Origin of the sequence: Natronorubrum amylolyticum, from assembly GCF_052040145.1 — an archaeon.
Lineage (GTDB): Archaea > Halobacteriota > Halobacteria > Halobacteriales > Natrialbaceae > Natronorubrum.
In genome coordinates this window covers 756,467-772,938 of record NZ_JBPPFW010000003.1, presented here as the reverse complement: position 1 = coordinate 772,938, position 16,472 = coordinate 756,467, and the positions used below count along the sequence as shown (strand labels likewise).

The following is a 16,472-nucleotide window of genomic DNA, read 5'->3' as shown; positions in this document are numbered from 1 at the left end:
CGGTTGTCTCCGGTATGGTCGACGAGACAGCCGACTCGAACAGGTGGGACGCCGACGACTACGACGGGAACCACTCGTTCGTCGCCGAGTACGGAACTGACGTGCTCGAACGCCTCGAGGCGATGGCCGACGAACGGATCCTCGATCTCGGCTGCGGCACGGGCCACCTCACGGCCCGGATCGCGGCCACCGGCGCGACCGCAGTCGGCGTCGATAGCGCCGCCGAGATGATCGAACGGGCCCGCGAGGCGCATCCGGAGACGCAGTTCGTCCGCGCCGATGCCCGCACGATGTCGTTCGACGCTCCGTTCGACGCGGTCTTCTCGAACGCCGCCTTGCACTGGATTCCCGACGAGGAACAGGACGCTACCCTCCGGTCCGTTCGCGATGCGCTCCGACCCGGCGGTCGATTCGTCGCCGAACTCGGCGGAACGGGGAACGTCGAGCGGATCGTCGAGGCGACGCTCGCGGAACTCGAGAGCCGCGGCTACGACGCCGAGAGCCCGTGGTACTTCCCGAGCGTCGGCGAGTACGCCGGCCGGCTCGAGGACCACGGGCTCGAGGTCCGCTTCGCGCGCCTGTTCGATCGACCGACCGAACTCGAGGCGGGCGAAGACGGGCTCCGAAACTGGCTCGAGATGTTCGGTGACAGCCTCTTCGAGCCGGTGCCTGCCGATGAGCAAGCGGCCGTGATCGGGGCCGTGGAGGATCGACTCGAGGCGAGCCTGTACGACCGCGACGAGGAGACGTGGACGGCGGACTATCGCCGGCTTCGGTTTCGTGCGGTCCGTCTCTGAGCCGTTATCGCCGCCTCGTCCGAAGATCGCTCGAGTCCGCGATTCAGGCTCAACCACTTTTCGGCCGGGTCCTGAACGGTCCGTATGGACGATCCGTTCTCGACCGATACGCTCCGAGGACGAACCGGCGAGAGTCGGGTCGCCCACTGGTTTCTGCTCGATGCGAACCGGTGGCTCCTCGCGGGACTGCTGTCCGTCGTCGCGTTCGTTGCGTTCGTCGCGCTCGGTGCAGTCGCCGTGCCGCTTCGAGAGGCGATGGCGCACGGGACGCCGGTCAACACGGCGTTCCAGGCCCTGATCGCGGCAATTCTTACGGGCGTGACGCTGGTCGTCTCGATCAACCAGCTGGTGCTCTCGCAGGAACTCGGGCGGCTGGGCGACCAGCAGCGGTGGATGGACGAGGCCATGGAGTACCGACGCAACGTCGAGGCCCTGTTCGGATCGGTCGGCCCGCCCGATCCCTCGCAGTTCCTGCAGGCGCTCGTCAAAACGAGCAGCGACCGTGCCGAAGACCTGCAAGCGGCCGTCGCCGACAGCGACGACGACGTCCTCCGCCGCCGGACCGAACGACTGGTCGAGAACGTCTGCCGAAACTCCGACGAGATCTACTCACAGCTCGAGACGTCCGACTTCGGCGAGTTCGGCGTCCTCCGATCGGGGCTGAACTACAACTACTCCTGGAAGATCTACGCCGTTCGGCGGCTCCGTCACGAGCACGAGGACATGCTCGCCGCCGACGAATACGAGGCGTTCGACGAGCTTATCGACGTCCTGACGCTGTTCGGGCCGGCGCTCGAGCACTTTAAATCGCTGTACTTCCAGTGGGAACTCGTCCACCTCACGCGGTCGATCGTCTACGCCGGACTGCCGGGCGTGGTCGTCGCGACAGCGACGGTGCTCTATCTCGATCCGGCGTCGGTTCCGGGGGCGGTGCTCGGCGTGGACAACATGGTGTGGGTCGTCAGCGCCAGCACGACCATCGCGCTCGTCCCGTTCTTTCTGCTCGCGGCCTACGTGCTGCGGATCGCGACGATTTCGAAGCGGACCGGCTCGCTCGGGCCGTTCATCCTCCGGCACGCGGAACGAACGGACGCGATTGACTGGGAGGAGTAGGCGTCGGGGTCGGGCAGCGGACGTCGCTCCGATCACACCGATCGGCGCTCGGGATCTTCACGCTGTACCGATCAGTGCTCGAGGTTTTCGGGCTGTACCGATCAGCGGTCGGCGTCCTCGAACGTGTAGAACCGTTCGTCGCAGGCGGGACAGACCAGCTTCTCCGACGGGAGGCTACCGACCGGCGTCACCTCGCCACAGCAACTCGAGCGACTGATTGTCAACTCCTCGTCACAGAGGGGACAGCGCTCGAGGATCGTTCGGAGCGGCCGACCCGCGGCGCGACGGACCGCGTCGGACTCGACGCGGGACTCGAGGGCGCGCGCGGCGGCGAGTTCGGCGATGGCGATTCCGCGCGAGAGCGTGACCGGTGCGCCCGTTTCGGGCATGAGGACGATCACGGACCGGCCCCAACTGCGCCGCGACTGCGCGTCGACCGACGGGTCGGTTTGACGATCGGCGATGCGCGTGAGACCGGCGAGATCGGTCTCGCGAAGCGTTCGCATCTCCCGTCGCCAGTCGTCGCGAAAGTCGGGATCGAGGGCGATTTCGTCGCCGTGGAACTCGACGACGCCGGCTTCGACGAGTCCGGCGACGATCTCCTCGCCGGACGGCTGTGCTCGCGTCGCGTCGTTGGTTTCGGTACCCGCATCCGAGAGCGAGCCGTCGCCGGCCGACGCCTCGCGGTGGAACGGATCGATCGGGAGCGCGGCGACGAACCGCGGGGCGAATCGGGGCGTGTACGGCACGAGGTAGCCGCGAAGCGCGATCGCGACGGCCCCGACGACGGCGACCGCACCGGCGAGGCGTCGACGTCCCCGGAGCGCGGCGACGGCGACGAGGACGGCGAGCACCACACTGTTGGTGATCGTACACGGCCAACAGCGATTCTCACCGGTGTACTCGGGTCGCCGAATCGGCTCGAGCGGATCGGACATACGCCGTGCGTTCCGATCGAATCCCCTTCAGTGTACTGTCTCAACAACAGGTTTTTACAACACGTGTTATATCTGACTGCACATGGACGAGTATGCGAAGCGTATCAGAGAACACGTCCCGGCTGCACGCCAACGGCTCCGGCCGGCCCGCCGGCAGTGGTCGAGCGAGTCGCGTGACGGCTTCGGGAGGATGAGTGCCGATGGACGCTGAGGAACTCGTCGAGACGCTCGAGGACGCGGGGCTGTCGCCGTACCAGGCCGACGCGTTCGTGACGCTGCTCGAGCTCGGCTCCGCCTCGGCGACCGACATCGCGCAGGCGAGTTCGGTTCCCGATCCGCGGATCTACGACGTGCTGCGCGGGCTCGAGGAGCAGGGGTACATCGAAACCTACGAACAGGACAGTCTGCACGCCCGAGCCCACGATCCGGCGGAGGTGCTTACGGATCTCCGATCCCGCGCCGATCGGTTCGAGACGGCAGCCGGGGAGATCGAGGATCGCTGGAGTCAACCCGATATCGAGGAGCACAAGGTGAGCATCGTCAAGCGCCTCGACACGGTGCTGGCGCGGGCCGACGAACTGATCCGCGAGGCCAGCAATCAGGTCCAGATCGGCCTGACGCCCGGACAGTTCGCCGATCTCTCGGACGCCCTCGCAACGGCGCTCGAGAACGACGTCGACGTGAAGGTCTGCCTGTTTCCGGACCTCGGCGCGGAGCCGGCGCTGCCGCCGACGGACGCGCTGGCCCACGCCTGTACGGAGGCGCGCTACCGCGACCTCCCGTCGCCGTTTCTGGCGCTGATCGACCGGTCGTGGACCTGCTTTTCCCCCCACGGCGACTCGACGAACGAGTACGGCATGATCGTCAACGATCGGACCCACGCGTACGTTTTCCACTGGTACTTCCTCACCTGCCTCTGGGAGGTCCACGAGACGATCTACTCGGCCCGGCGCGACGAACCACCGATCACGTACGTCGATCTGCGGCAGTGTCTTCGGGACGTCGAACCGCTGCTCGAGGCGGGCGTGACGATCGAGGCGACGGTCGTCGGGTTCGAAACCGGAACGGGGCGGGAGGTAACGAAACGGGGGACGATCACCGACGTCGCGTACGCCGGCGTCTCTGCCAGTGACGAACGCGTGATGCCACTCTCACAGCTCGCGGGGAAGGCGGCGATCACGATCGAGAACGGCGACGAGCGCACCACGATCGGCGGCTGGGGCGCGATGCTCGAGGATCTCGAGGCGATTCGGATTACGATCGAGTCGCTCGAGTGAGGTGTCGGTCGGTTCGACCACTGGTTTTTACGACTCGAATGCGGCTCCAACTCAGCGCTGTACGTGAGTTCTGTTTGCGAAACCAGCTACTGTATTGGGCGGCAATCGGAACGCGACGTTCGATATGCGGGGCGGATACATCTTGCTGAGAGCCTTCGAGACGCCCGAAAGTCGGAGATTATCGCCTTCCAGTGAGTGTGTTGATTGCGATTAACTACACCTGTTGTACACTGACCATTAGATATAAATAGTAATATCTATCATGTCTCCTTATATGTCTGGCAAGCACTCACAGGGGAGTCGTCGAACTGACTCGAACGTCTCGCGGCGAACGTTCGTCAAGGCAGCCGGTGCAGGCGGGGCCGCCGTCGGCCTGGCGGGCTGTATCTACGGGAGCGAGGCGTCCGATGACGCCGTCGTCTGGGGGATCGACCCGAACGCCGAGGAGGCGGTCGGCGACGAAATCCTCGACCTGCTGGCGGAGAACGGTGCCGACGGGATCGACGTTCGGCTGCAGCCCGGCGACGAGGACACGGGCGACCGACGAGATGCCTACACGAACCTGCTGCAGGCCGAAGAAACCCAGCCGGACCTGTTCCTGATGGACAACGGCTGGGTGAACGTCTTCATCCAGCGCGGCCAGATCGCCAACCTGAGCGAGGAACTCGACGACGAGGATCTCTCGCAGGTCGACGACGAGTACTTCGAGTCGTTCACCGAGACGGCCCGAGATCCGGACTCAGGCGATTTGTACGGGGTCCCGATCTTCCCGGACTACCCGACGATGCAGTACCGCAAGGACTACGCGCGGGAGGCGGGGTACGACGACGAGGACTTCGACGAGTGGGCCACCGAGCCGATGACCTGGTCGGAGTGGGCCGAGGTTACCGAAGAAATCGTCGAGGCCTCCGACGCCGAGTACGGACTCGCGACCCAGTGGGACCAGTACGAGGGTACCGCCTGCTGTACGTGGAACGAGGTCATGTCCTCGTTCGGCGGCGCCTACTTCGGCGGCTTCGACAACCTGTTCGGCCCGGTTGGGGACCGCGACGTGACCGTTGACGAACCGGAGTTCGTCGAAGGGCTAGAGATGATGCGGACGTTCGTCGCCGAGGAGGCGGACGACTATACCCTCGAGGACGAGTACCCGCTCGGACTCGCGACGTCGAACATCACCTCCTGGCAGGAGGAAGACGCCCGCGAGGCCATCCTCGAGGGCGACGCCGTCATGCAGCGCAACTGGCCCTACGCGATCAATTCGAACCTCGAGAGCGAGGACCACGACCTCACGGTCGACGACTACGGCGCGATGCCGATGCCCTACGCCGTGAGCGAGGACGAGGCCGCCCAGCCCGGAACCGGCGGATCGACGTCCGCGCTCGGCGGCTGGCACATCGTCCTCAATCCCAACTCCGAGAACAAGGAGGAGGCACTCGAGGTTATCCGGGCGACGATGACCGACGAGTTCAACCTCGGCATGTTCGATCTCTGGGGCTGGATCCCGCCGAAGCCACACCTGTTCGAGACCGAGGAGGCGGAACAGGTCGAGCCGATGGGCAACTACATCGACACCCTTCGCGTGGCCGGTGAGAACGCCATGCCGCGTCCGGTGACGACGGTGTGGTCGAACCAGTCCAGTCGAATCGCCGAGGAAGTCAACCTCGCCGTCGCCGGCGACAAGAGTCCTGCGGACGCCGCAGCGGACCTCCAGGACGCACTCGAGGACATCGAAGAGCAAGGATGAGCACCGAAGACCGGACGACCGGCCCGGCCCGACAGTCGAACCGCTCCGGGCCGGTCGTCGCGATCACGCGCTGGATGGAGAACCTCGGCGAAACCGGGTTCGCGTACCTGCTGTTGACGCCGGTAATGCTCCTGCTCGGTGCGGTCGCGCTGTATCCGCTCTTGCGGACGTTCGAGCTGTCGCTGTACCAGAACGTCCTCTCCGATCCGGAGTTCGTCGGCCTCGAGAACTACGTCCAACTGCTCACGGGCACGGCCGACGCGCGGTTCCCCGGATCGACCACGTTCCTCCCCGGCGTCAGCACCAGCGGGAGTTTCCCGTTCGTCCACTTCGAGGGACTGCTGCGGAGCGCGCTCGCGGTGACGATCATCTTCACCGTCGTGAGCGTCTTCTTCGAGACGATCATCGGCTTCGGACAGGCGCTCGTCCTCGATCAGGAGTTCCGGGGCCGCCGGTGGGTCCGCGCCGCGATCATCATCCCGTGGGCGATCCCGATCGTCATTCAGGGGATGATCTTCTACCTGATGTTCCATCCGAGCGCCGGCTTCCTGACGGGGCCGCTGTCCGACTGGGGGATCATCGCCGGATCCAACACGCTCAACGATCCGTTCAGTTCGCTGCTGATCATCACGGTCGCCGATATTTGGAAGACGACGGCGTTCATGGCGTTGCTCATCCTCGCCGGACTCCAGAGCATCGACCGAAGCCTCTACGACGTGGCGAAGGTCGCCGGCGCGTCCAAGTGGCAGCAGTTCCGGTACATCACGTTCCCGCTGGTGCTGCCGGCGCTCGGCATCGCGATCCTGTTCCGAACGATCGACGCGATGCGGATCTACGGCCTCATCGACTCGGTGTCGGGCTGTACGACCGTCCCGTCGCTTTCGTGTATGGTCGTCGCGACGTTCGACACGAACCGCGGTCTCGCGGCCGCCGTCGCGTTCGTGACGGCCGGAATCATCGGCATCGCCGTTCTGGGCGTCATCTACCAGCAGTACAGGGAGGGGTTCTGAAATGACGACCGCATCCGAGCCGGCCGAACAGTCGACGGACGAGATGGGGCCGCTCGAACGGTGGACCCACGGCGTCGTCAACGATCCCGAAAAGCGCAAGCGGCTGTACCGGGCCCTGTTCTACGTCGCGGCGGCGTTTTTCCTCGTCACGACGCTGTTCCCGTTCTACTGGCTGCTGGTGCTGGCACTGACCCCGAGTGGCGCGATTACGCGTGGCGACTGGAACGTGACCGTCCCGCTTCTCGGCGAGATTCCGTTCCCGACGCCGCAGGGATTCAACGTCGCCTCCTTCGTGGAGGTGTTCCAGCAGGTGCCGTTCCACCTCTACGTGTTCAACAGCTTCGTGCTCGCGACGGCGACGACGGTCATCGTCCTGATCCTCGCGAGCCTCGCGGGCTACGTCTTCGGTCGACTCGAGTTCCCCGGCCGCGGGCTGATGATGCTCGGCATCTTGGCGGTCTCGTACTTCCCGCCGGCGGCGTTCCTGATCCCGCTGTTCGACGCGTTCCTCGGGAACGCGGTCGTCGTTCCGTTTCTGGGGATCGAGCTGTTCGAACCGCCGCGGTTGGTCAACACGCCGGGCTCGATGATCATGCCCTTCAGCGCGCTGTTCCTGCCGCTGGCGATCTTCATCCTCACCACGTTCTACGCCCAGATTCCGGACGGGTTAGAGGACGCGGCGCGCGTCGAGGGGACGACCCGACTCGGCGCGCTGTTCCGCGTGATCATGCCCCTGTCGGCACCCGGCGTCGCGACCGCCGCCGTGTTGACGTTCATCGCGGTCTACAACGAGTACTTCTTCAGCTCGATCATGGCGCTCCAGAACCAGCCCGAGCAGTGGTCGCCGCTGGTGGGCGGAATCTTGAGCTACCAAACGCAGTACACGACGGACTTCAACCTGATGGCTGCAGCGAGCATCGTCGGCGTGTTACCGATGTTGATCCTCGTGGTCGTCGCGCAGGAAAAGATTGTCAGCGGACTCACTGACGGAGCACTCAAAGAGTAACAATGGCACGAGTACGACTCAACGACGTTACGAAACGCTACGAAGACATCGTCGCCGTCAACGAGATGAACCTCGACATCGAGGACGGCGAGTTCATCTGTCTCGTCGGCCCGTCGGGCTGTGGGAAGTCGACGACGATGGAGACCATCGCCGGGCTCACGAAACCGTCCGACGGGACGGTCCACATCGGCGACACCGACGTGACGAAACTGCCGCCGAAAGACCGCGGGGTCTCGATGGTGTTCCAGAACATCGCCTTGTTCCCGCACATGGACGTCTACGAGAACATCTCGTTCGGCCTCCGACTGCGGAAGTACGACACAGACGAGATCGATCGCCGGGTCGACCGGGCGTCCGATATCGTCCAACTCGAGGGGATGTTAGACCGGATGCCGAACGAGCTGTCCGGCGGCCAGCAACAGCGGGTCGCGATCGCCCGCGCGATCGTTCGCGAACCGGACGTCTTCCTGATGGACGAGCCGCTGGCGAACCTGGACGCGAAGCTCCGCGTCCACATGCGAACGGAACTCCAGCGGCTCCACAAACAGCTGGATACGACGATCATCTACGTCACCCACGACCAGGCCGAAGCGATGACCATGTCCGATCGGATCGCGGTCATCAACAGCGGTGAACTCCAGCAGATCGACCCGCCGTTGGTCTGTTACAACGAGCCCGCGAACCTGTTCGTCGCGGGCTTCATCGGCTCGCCGTCGATGAACCTCGTCCGTGGCGAACTCGCCGCCGCCGGCCTGCGGACCGATCACTTCGACCTCGAGTTCGCCGCCGCCGACCTCGAGTCCGCCGTCGGGGACGGCGTGACGATGGGGATCCGACCCGAAGATATCTACCTCACGAAGAACGCGGAGTCCGTCGACAGCGCGTCCGAGGTGATCGAGGCGCGAACGGACGTCCTCGAGCCGATGGGCGACGAGATTTTCGTCTACCTCTCGCTCGACGACACGAGCAGCGAGATGATGACCAGCGAGGAGGTATCGACGGCCTCGAACCAGTTGCTGATGAGCGTCGATCCCGACACCGTCATCGACGCGGACGAATCGGTGTCGGTCGTTTTCGATCGCTCGAAGATCCACCTGTTCGAGACGGGTTCAGGGACGGCGATCACGCACGGCATCGCGGACCTATCGTCTCGGCCGACGGCCGCCGAGGCGGAGCCGACGCCGACGGAAGCGGAATCGGGTGGGCAGCATGAGTGAACTGGTGCCGATCGTCTACTACGGCGGACTGACCGTCCTGTTTTTCTTCTGGATCTACGGGATCGTCTCGTTCGCCCTCGACGTGAAGAACACGATCATCCCGGGAGTCAGGCAGTATCGTCACGGCCGAAAAACGCAGAAACAGCAACAACGAGAAGACAATGAACGCAAAGAGAACGAAGAGCAGTTGTACTGAGCAGAACGCCATCGCCCGCCGACACGCGGCCATCGCCGGCCGAACTGACCGCCCGGAGGATCGATGACGCGGGAATCAGCGTCGCCGGCGGTCCCGACCGGAATCGTCGGCCTCGGGAACATCGGCCACCACCACGCCGAACGGCTCGTCGACCTCGGCGTGCCGTTAGTCGGCGGCATGGACGTCTCCGCGGAGGCGCGAGAGCGGTTCGCGACCCAGTACAGCGCCACAAGCTACGCCGACCACCACGCGCTCTACGACGACGTCGACGCCGTCGTCATCACCACGCCAAACAAGTTCCACGAGGAGTACGCCGTCGCCGCGTTCGAACGCGACCTTCACGTCCTCCTCGAGAAGCCGCTCGGTCACACCGTCGAGAGCGCGGCGCGGATCAGCGAGGCCGCGGCGAAAAGCAGCGGAACGTGCATGATCGGCTTCAACAACCGGTTCATGAACGCCGTGAGACTCCTCGAGAACCGGATCGAGCGCGGCGACCTCGGGAAGGTAACACACGTCGAAGCGAACTACGTGCGTCGCCGGGGCATTCCCGGCCGCGGCTCGTGGTTCACTCGCGGAGAGATCTCCGGCGGCGGCGCGCTCATCGATCTTGGCGTGCACGCTATCGACCTCTCGCTGTACCTGCTTGGCTACCCCGAGGTCGAGGAGGTCTCGGGCGTCACCCGCTCGGAGTTCGGCTCCCGCGAGGAGTACTCCTACCTCGAGATGTGGGGCGACGACCAGGGCGCCGCCGCGTTCGACGTCGACGACTCCGCGAGCGCGTTCGTCCGCTGTGCCGGCGACCGAACGATCTCGCTCGAGGTTGCGTGGGCGACGAACCGGCCGCCGACACACGAGTTCGTCGTCCGCGGAACGGAGGCCGCCGCGCGGTTCGACCTCCTCACGAACGACCTCACCATCCACTCCGCGAGCGCGGACGTCACCGACCACATGTTGGATACGACGGTCGAGACCCGCGAGAACGACACGCACGGCGACGAACAGGCCGCGTTCTTCGACGCGATCGAGAACGGCGGCGACGCGGGCTCTAGCGTCGAGGAGGCGTTGACCGTCCAGCGGATCGTCGACGGGATCTACCGCTCGAGCGAGAACGGGCGGTCGGTCGCACTCGACGACGCCTAATCGCTCGAGGGAGCCGTCGCAGGCGGCCAACATGGGCCGTCGGTCGATCGGTCGACATGGGCCGTCGGTCGATCGACGACGGCGTAGTCGCTACTGCGATTTTCTTTTTACTACAAACGATAGAAATATATTTGCCGGTGGCTCCGCTACTGATTCGTATGGACATCGGTGTACACACGCCACCGCTGGCGGACGAATCGCTCGAGGGTGCGCTCGCGTACCTCTCCGATATCGGCGTCGACGCGATCGAACCCGGCGTCGGGGGCTATCCCGGGGACGACCACCTGGTTCGACGGGAGTACCTCGACGACGATGACGCACAGGCCGAGTTGGCGGAGCTGCTCGAGACCTACGGGATGCGAATCAGCGCGCTCGCGACCCACAACAACCCGTTACATCCGGACGACGAGCAGGCAGCCGAGGCGGACACCGAACTCCGCGAGGCGATTCGGCTCGCCGACCAGCTCGACGTGAACACGGTTACCTGCTTTTCCGGGCTGCCGGCCGGCGGTCCTGAGGACGAGGTCCCGAACTGGATTACGGCGCCGTGGCCGTCGGAACACGCCGACGCCCACGAGTATCAGTGGAACGTCGCGGTCGATTACTGGTCGGATCTCGCCGCCTACGCCGACGAGCACGGCGTCGACCTCGCCATCGAGATGCACCCGAACATGCTGGTCTACGAACCCCACGGGATGGATCGCCTGCGCGAGGAGACGAACGAGCGCGTCGGCGCGAACTTCGATCCCTCCCACCTCTACTGGCAGGGAATCACGATCACCGACGCGATCCGGTATCTCGGCGACCGGGACGCGATTCACCACTTCCACGCGAAGGACACTCGAGTGTACGAGGAGCAGGCCCGCGAGAAGGGCGTCCTCGACACGACGGCCTACGACGACGAGCCGAATCGATCGTGGCTCTTCCGGTCGGTCGGCTACGGCCACGGCGAGGGCCACTGGAAGGAGATCGTCTCGACGCTCCGGATGGTCGGCTACGACGGCGCGTTGAGTATCGAACACGAGGACTCGCTGACGAGTTCGCGTGAGGGTCTCGAGAAAGCCGTCGATCTCCTCGAGCGAGCGGTGTTCCGAGAACAGCCCGGAGACGCGTACTGGGCCGAGTGAGGAGGAACCGAGACCGCCGGCTTCGGTGCTCCCCTCGAGTGTGGGTTCCACATCAGGAGCGATGAGTGTCATCGTGAGCCACCGCAGTGGCTTTTGCGTCTCCGCAGGGTACGATGGGCATGTCACGTGAAGAGTTGACCTACGAATATCTGGGGGGAGGAATGATCATCGGACTGGGTGCAGTATTCCTCGTTCCACTGATCGGGGATTGGATCGAATTCGGGGCCCCGGTCACCGATCTTCGGGTGACCAAGCTTCTGCTCCCCCTGCTGTACTTCGGAGTGTTGCTCTGGTACGTCAGATGGCGGCTCTCTCAGACGAACGACACCGCGTTGCCGCGCATCGCAGCGTGGTTCCTTCTCGGGGCGATACTGACGCCGATCTTGGTCGGATTTTCACTCATCGGTCGAGAAGAGAGTTTAATTGATATCGTTCATATCACCAACAGGGCAGCGCTTCGAGGTGGAGTGATCTTCCTGATAATTGGCCACTATAGCGCGAACAATCATCACACCAAGATGCAACTCGAAGAGCGTACCAAACAGCTAGAGTTCGTCAATCGACTGCTTCGTCACGATATTCGAAACGACGTGACGGTCATAATCGGGTACACCGAAATGCTCTCCGATCAGTACTGGGACGAGCTGCTCGCCGAAAACGAGCGGGTCGCCGGCGAACCGCTCCGACAGATCGAAGAACGTGCCAACCGCATCGCCGAACTCGCAACCATTGCGGGTCGACTCGACACTGACGAGGAGTATCAGCCAGAACGAATTCCGTTGATCGAAACTCTCGAGACGACAGCGGACCGCGTTCAAGCCGAATACCCCGACGCGGAGTTCAACGTCGTGACGAACGACGACGGAGAGCGACACGTAGCCGCGGACGACGCGTTGAACGGCGCGTTCGAGAACCTCTTTCGGAACGCCGTCCAGCACAACGATCAACCGACGCCGCAGATCACGGTGACGACGGCGACCAACCCCGAGACAGTAACGGTACGGGTGGCCGATAACGGTCCCGGACTGTCCGAACCGATACGGGCTACGCTCTTTTCGCCCGGCGTGAAGGGAACCGATTCGTCGGGTTCCGGTCTCGGCCTGTATCTGGTCGAAACGCTTATGGACCGATACGACGCCGATCTCCGGGTCGAAGAGAACAAACCTAGAGGGACGACGTTCGTCGTCGAACTCGATCGATACTCCTCCCACGGCAAATGAGAGTCGACGCGACTCGGACACGCCGACAATAAACTGAGTGCCCCGATCGGCTCACGACTCGTTCTACCCGCGTCTCGGTCGGTTCGCCCCGTTCGATACCGCGAGACGCCTATTGCAGCGTCGACCGACTGCGCCGACGAACCGAATCACTCGCGGGATCGGTTCTCGCGACGAAAACTTCTAACTACACTCGTTGTGAACGAGTACGTATGTCACTCGAAGTCGGGGTTCTCGGCTATCGGTTCATGGGCAAAGCACACGCGAACGCGATGGCGCGGCTGCCGATGTTCTTCCCGGACGCGCCGGACGTCGAACGCAGCGTCCTCGTCGGCCGCGACGAGGCGGCGTTAACCGACGCGGCGGACCGACTCGGCTTCGACTCGATCGCGACCGACTGGACCGAGGTCGTCGACGACGTCGACGCCTTCTACAACCTGGGGCCGAACCACGTCCACGCCGAGCCCTCGATCGCGGCGCTCGAGGCCGGGACGCCGGTCTTCTGCGAGAAACCGCTCGCGCCGACGCTCGAGGAGGCCGAAACGATGGCCGAAGCGGCCCGGAACGCCGGGAGCGATGTGCCCGCCGGCTGTGCGTTCAACTACCGGTTCGTCCCCGCGATTCGGTACGCGAAACGGTTGCTCGAGGCCGGCGAACTGGGCGAGATCCACCACGTCCGCGGGCGCTACTTACAAGACTGGCTGGTCGATCCCGAGGCGCCGTGGTCGTGGCGCAACGACGAGGAACTGGCCGGCTCGGGCGCGCTCGGCGATCTCGGCGCGCACACGGTGGACCTGCTTCGATTCCTGGTCGGCGACGACGACCTCGCGGGCGAGATGGTCGGCGTCAGCGGCCACCTGCAGACGTTCGTCGACGAGCGGCCGGTTCCGGATTCGGACGAGAGCCGCCCCGTCACCGTCGACGACGCCTACTCCGCCCAGCTCGAGTTCGAAAACGACGCGATGGGGACGCTCGAGGCCTCGCGCTTTGCTACCGGCCATAAAAACGACCACACGATCGAAATCCACGGCTCCGAAGGGAGCCTGCGGTTCTCGCTCGAGCGGCTGAACGAACTCGAACTGATGCGAACGGACGACAATCGCGGCTACGAGACGATTCTGGTCACCGACGAGGACGACCCCTACGTCGACCACTGGTGGCCGCCGGGCCACGTGCTGGGCTGGGAGCACACCTTCGTCCACGAGAACTACGAGTTCCTGAGCGCCGTCAGCGACGCTGGCGAGTTCGAGCCGAGTTTCGAGGACGGCCTCGCCGCCCAGCGCGTGCTCGCGGCCATCGAAGAGAGCGACGAGGCTCGGGAGTGGGTCTCGCTCGAGTAGGACCGCACCGGGACTGCTTTGACGCTCCCCATCACCGATACTGGATATGGCACAGGACGAAGACGAACGGTACTGGGGACGGCCGGCCGTGCTCGAGCGCGGCGGCTCGCAGATTCACTACTGGGTCGTCGGACCGGAAGACGGGCCGCTGGTCGTTTGCACGCACGGCGCGACGATGGACCACCGGCTGTTCGATCCGCAGTTGGAACCGCTGGTCGACGCCGGATACCGCGTGTTGGCGTGGGATATCCGGGGTCACGGCATCTCCAAACCCATCGGCACGGAGTTCACGGTGCCTCTCGTCGTCGACGATCTGATGGCGATCATCGACCGCCTGGGTGCCGAGGAGGTCGTCCTCGTCGGGCAGTCGTTCGGCGGCTACGTCTCACAGGAACTCCTTTTCCGGTATCCGGAGCGCGTGACCGCGCTCGGAATCATCGGTTCGACGGATCTACTGACCGTTCCGCCGAGGCTCGAGTACCTCGCCCTCCGACTCACGCCGTATCTCTTTCGGCTCTGGCCCGCCGGCCACCTCCGAAAAGTCATCGCGGAGAACACGGCTGAAACACCGGCGGCGAAACGCTACGCGTACAATGCGACCTGTCAACTGTCGAAGCGGGAGTTTCTCACCGTCTGGAAGGCGGTCGCCGTCTGCCACCACGCCGAGCCGGGCTATCGTATTCGGAAACCGTTTCTGTTGACCCACGGTGAGCACGACGGGACGGGAACCATCGCGCGCGATGCACCCGCGTGGGCGGAGAGAGAACCCGACTGCCGGTACGAGGTGATCCCCGACGCCGGCCACAACGCGAACCAGGACAATCCCGACACGTTCAACGAGATACTGCTCGAGTTCCTCGAGGACGTACTCGAAACCGGGTAGCACCGCTCGGTACACCGTCTCGTCGCGTCCCGATTCGTCTCGAGGGACGCCCGACCGAGACCCGATTGTGGATACGCAAGCCGCTTCGTTTCTTCGCTACCTGTCATACCGACCTCGATGGACGGCTACGACGTCGCACTTATCATCGTCGCGATTGGACTGCTGGGTGCGATTCTCCTGCCGCGATTGCTGGCGAGCCGCCCGCTCTCGCTGCCGATGTTCTACGTCAGTCTCGGGGTCGCTCTCTTCGCGATACCGGGGACGCCGTCGATCGATCCCGTGACCAACGCAGTCGTGACCGAACACCTCACCGAACTCGTCGTGATCATCGCGCTGATGGGCGCGGGACTGAAGATCGATCGCCCCTTCGGGTGGCGCAACTGGACGGCGACGTGGCGGCTGCTCGGTATTACGATGCCCCTGACTATTGCAGCCATCGCGGTACTCGGCTGGACGCTGCTCGGACTCCACCCGGCGACGGCGATGCTTCTGGGTGCGGTACTCGCCCCGACGGACCCCGTCCTCGCCTCCGACGTGGATGCGGGCGCGCCGCAGACGGAACTCGAGGACGAGCTCGCATCCGTCCACCGATGGGGCTCCGTTCGATTCTCGCTCACGTCGGAGGCGGGGCTCAACGACGGCCTGGCGTTTCCGTTTACGTACCTCGCGATCGCCATCGCCGCGGCCGACAACGTCGCGGGCCGAACGTGGCTCCTCGAGTGGGCGCTCCTCGACGGACTGTACAGGATCGGAGCGGGGCTCTTGTTGGGGTACGTAATCGGCCACCTGATGGCCAGGCTCGTCTTCCACGCGCCGGTCGAAACCCACCGTTCGGAAGTGCTGGCGGGCGCGGAGGCGATCGTGACGACGCTGTTGGCCTACGGCGTGACGGAACTGTTCGGCGGCTACGGCTTTCTTGCGGTGTTCGTCGCGGCGCTCGAACTCCGACGCTACGAGTGGGAACACGACTATTACCGGGAACTCCACGACTTCGCGTCGCTCGTCGAACGGTTGCTGATGGCGACCGTGCTCGTCCTGTTCGGCGGTGCGATCGCGGACGGGCTGTTGGCGTCGTTGACCAGGCCCGACGTCGCGGTCGGACTCGTGGCGATACTGCTCGTTCGCCCCCTCGCCGGCTTGCTCGGGTTCGTCGGCTCCGATGCGCCGCTGGGCGATCGTGTGATCATCTCGGCGTTTGGCATTCGCGGCATCGGCTCGTTTTACTATCTGGCGTTCGCGCTCGCTCACGCCTCGTTCGCGGAACTCGAACTCGCCGTCGCCGCCGAACGGCTCTGGGCGATCGTTGGCTTCGTCGTCCTCGCCTCGCTTTTCCTCCACGGTGCGACCGCCAGCGTCGTGATGGACGCGTTCGACGCCCGTCGCGACCGAACGCTCGCGACGGACGATGGAACCGGCGACGAACGGACGGGCGGTGGCGGGCCGTAAGAACCACTTTATACAGTCCGG

The 16,472-nt window shown here is 64.6% G+C and carries 15 protein-coding genes; 14 read left to right on the top strand and 1 reads right to left on the bottom strand.

Annotated elements, in window-relative coordinates; translation table 11 throughout:
* Positions 1-14 precede the first annotated feature (14 nt).
* Both ACSFDB_RS15200 and ACSFDB_RS15195 read left to right on the top strand, forming a co-directional pair.
* On the top strand, positions 15-797 hold the full coding sequence (locus tag ACSFDB_RS15200; RefSeq protein ID WP_440771782.1) for a class I SAM-dependent methyltransferase: 783 nt from the start codon (positions 15-17) through the stop codon (positions 795-797).
* An 84-nt stretch (positions 798-881) separates the two neighbouring features.
* Entirely contained in the window at positions 882-1,910 is a 1,029-nt protein-coding gene (locus tag ACSFDB_RS15195) for a DUF7972 family membrane protein (RefSeq protein ID WP_440771781.1), read from the top strand.
* Positions 1,911-2,011: 101 nt separating this feature from the next.
* Here ACSFDB_RS15195 and ACSFDB_RS15190 read toward each other — a convergent pair whose 3' ends face one another.
* On the bottom strand, positions 2,012-2,848 hold the full coding sequence (locus tag ACSFDB_RS15190) for a DUF8054 domain-containing protein (protein WP_440771780.1): 837 nt from the start codon (positions 2,846-2,848) through the stop codon (positions 2,012-2,014).
* Positions 2,849-3,048: 200 nt separating this feature from the next.
* Between ACSFDB_RS15190 and ACSFDB_RS15185 the strand changes: the two genes are divergently transcribed.
* From ACSFDB_RS15185 to ACSFDB_RS15130, 12 genes are all read left to right on the top strand, one after another.
* Positions 3,049-4,125: a TrmB family transcriptional regulator gene (locus ACSFDB_RS15185; RefSeq protein WP_440771779.1), complete on the top strand. Its 1,077-nt coding sequence runs from the start codon at positions 3,049-3,051 to the stop codon at positions 4,123-4,125.
* Between the two features lie 274 nt (positions 4,126-4,399).
* Entirely contained in the window at positions 4,400-5,869 is a 1,470-nt protein-coding gene (locus ACSFDB_RS15180; RefSeq protein ID WP_440771778.1) for an extracellular solute-binding protein, read from the top strand.
* Positions 5,866-6,879 (top strand): carbohydrate ABC transporter permease, encoded by a 1,014-nt coding sequence (locus ACSFDB_RS15175; protein WP_440771777.1) that lies wholly within the window; start codon positions 5,866-5,868, stop codon positions 6,877-6,879. Before ACSFDB_RS15180 ends, ACSFDB_RS15175 begins: the two co-directional genes overlap by 4 nt.
* Position 6,880: 1 nt before the next feature.
* A complete protein-coding gene (locus ACSFDB_RS15170; RefSeq protein WP_440771776.1) occupies positions 6,881-7,885 on the top strand; it encodes a carbohydrate ABC transporter permease in 1,005 nt (334 codons plus the stop codon).
* Positions 7,886-7,887: 2 nt separating this feature from the next.
* Complete coding sequence (locus ACSFDB_RS15165; RefSeq protein ID WP_440771775.1) at positions 7,888-9,102, top strand: ABC transporter ATP-binding protein; 1,215 nt, start codon at positions 7,888-7,890, stop codon at positions 9,100-9,102.
* Positions 9,095-9,298 carry a DUF8005 family protein gene (locus ACSFDB_RS15160; RefSeq protein WP_440771774.1) on the top strand — a complete coding sequence of 68 codons (204 nt, stop codon included), beginning with the start codon at positions 9,095-9,097 and terminating at the stop codon, positions 9,296-9,298. The genes ACSFDB_RS15165 and ACSFDB_RS15160 overlap by 8 nt, the downstream gene beginning before the upstream one ends.
* Positions 9,299-9,361: 63 nt before the next feature.
* The gene (locus ACSFDB_RS15155; RefSeq protein ID WP_440771773.1) at positions 9,362-10,438 is read left to right on the top strand and encodes a Gfo/Idh/MocA family protein; all 1,077 of its coding nucleotides are present in this window, start codon (positions 9,362-9,364) and stop codon (positions 10,436-10,438) included.
* Positions 10,439-10,596: 158 nt separating this feature from the next.
* Positions 10,597-11,565 carry a sugar phosphate isomerase/epimerase family protein gene (locus ACSFDB_RS15150; protein ID WP_440771772.1) on the top strand — a complete coding sequence of 323 codons (969 nt, stop codon included), beginning with the start codon at positions 10,597-10,599 and terminating at the stop codon, positions 11,563-11,565.
* A 518-nt stretch (positions 11,566-12,083) separates the two neighbouring features.
* On the top strand, positions 12,084-12,785 hold the full coding sequence (locus tag ACSFDB_RS15145; RefSeq protein WP_440771771.1) for a sensor histidine kinase: 702 nt from the start codon (positions 12,084-12,086) through the stop codon (positions 12,783-12,785).
* A 209-nt stretch (positions 12,786-12,994) separates the two neighbouring features.
* A complete protein-coding gene (locus ACSFDB_RS15140; protein WP_440771770.1) occupies positions 12,995-14,122 on the top strand; it encodes a Gfo/Idh/MocA family protein in 1,128 nt (375 codons plus the stop codon).
* Between the two features lie 46 nt (positions 14,123-14,168).
* Positions 14,169-15,005, top strand: coding sequence for an alpha/beta fold hydrolase (locus ACSFDB_RS15135; protein WP_440771769.1), 837 nt, complete (start codon positions 14,169-14,171; stop codon positions 15,003-15,005).
* A 117-nt stretch (positions 15,006-15,122) separates the two neighbouring features.
* Entirely contained in the window at positions 15,123-16,451 is a 1,329-nt protein-coding gene (locus ACSFDB_RS15130; protein ID WP_440771768.1) for a cation:proton antiporter, read from the top strand.
* Positions 16,452-16,472: the final 21 nt, after the last annotated feature.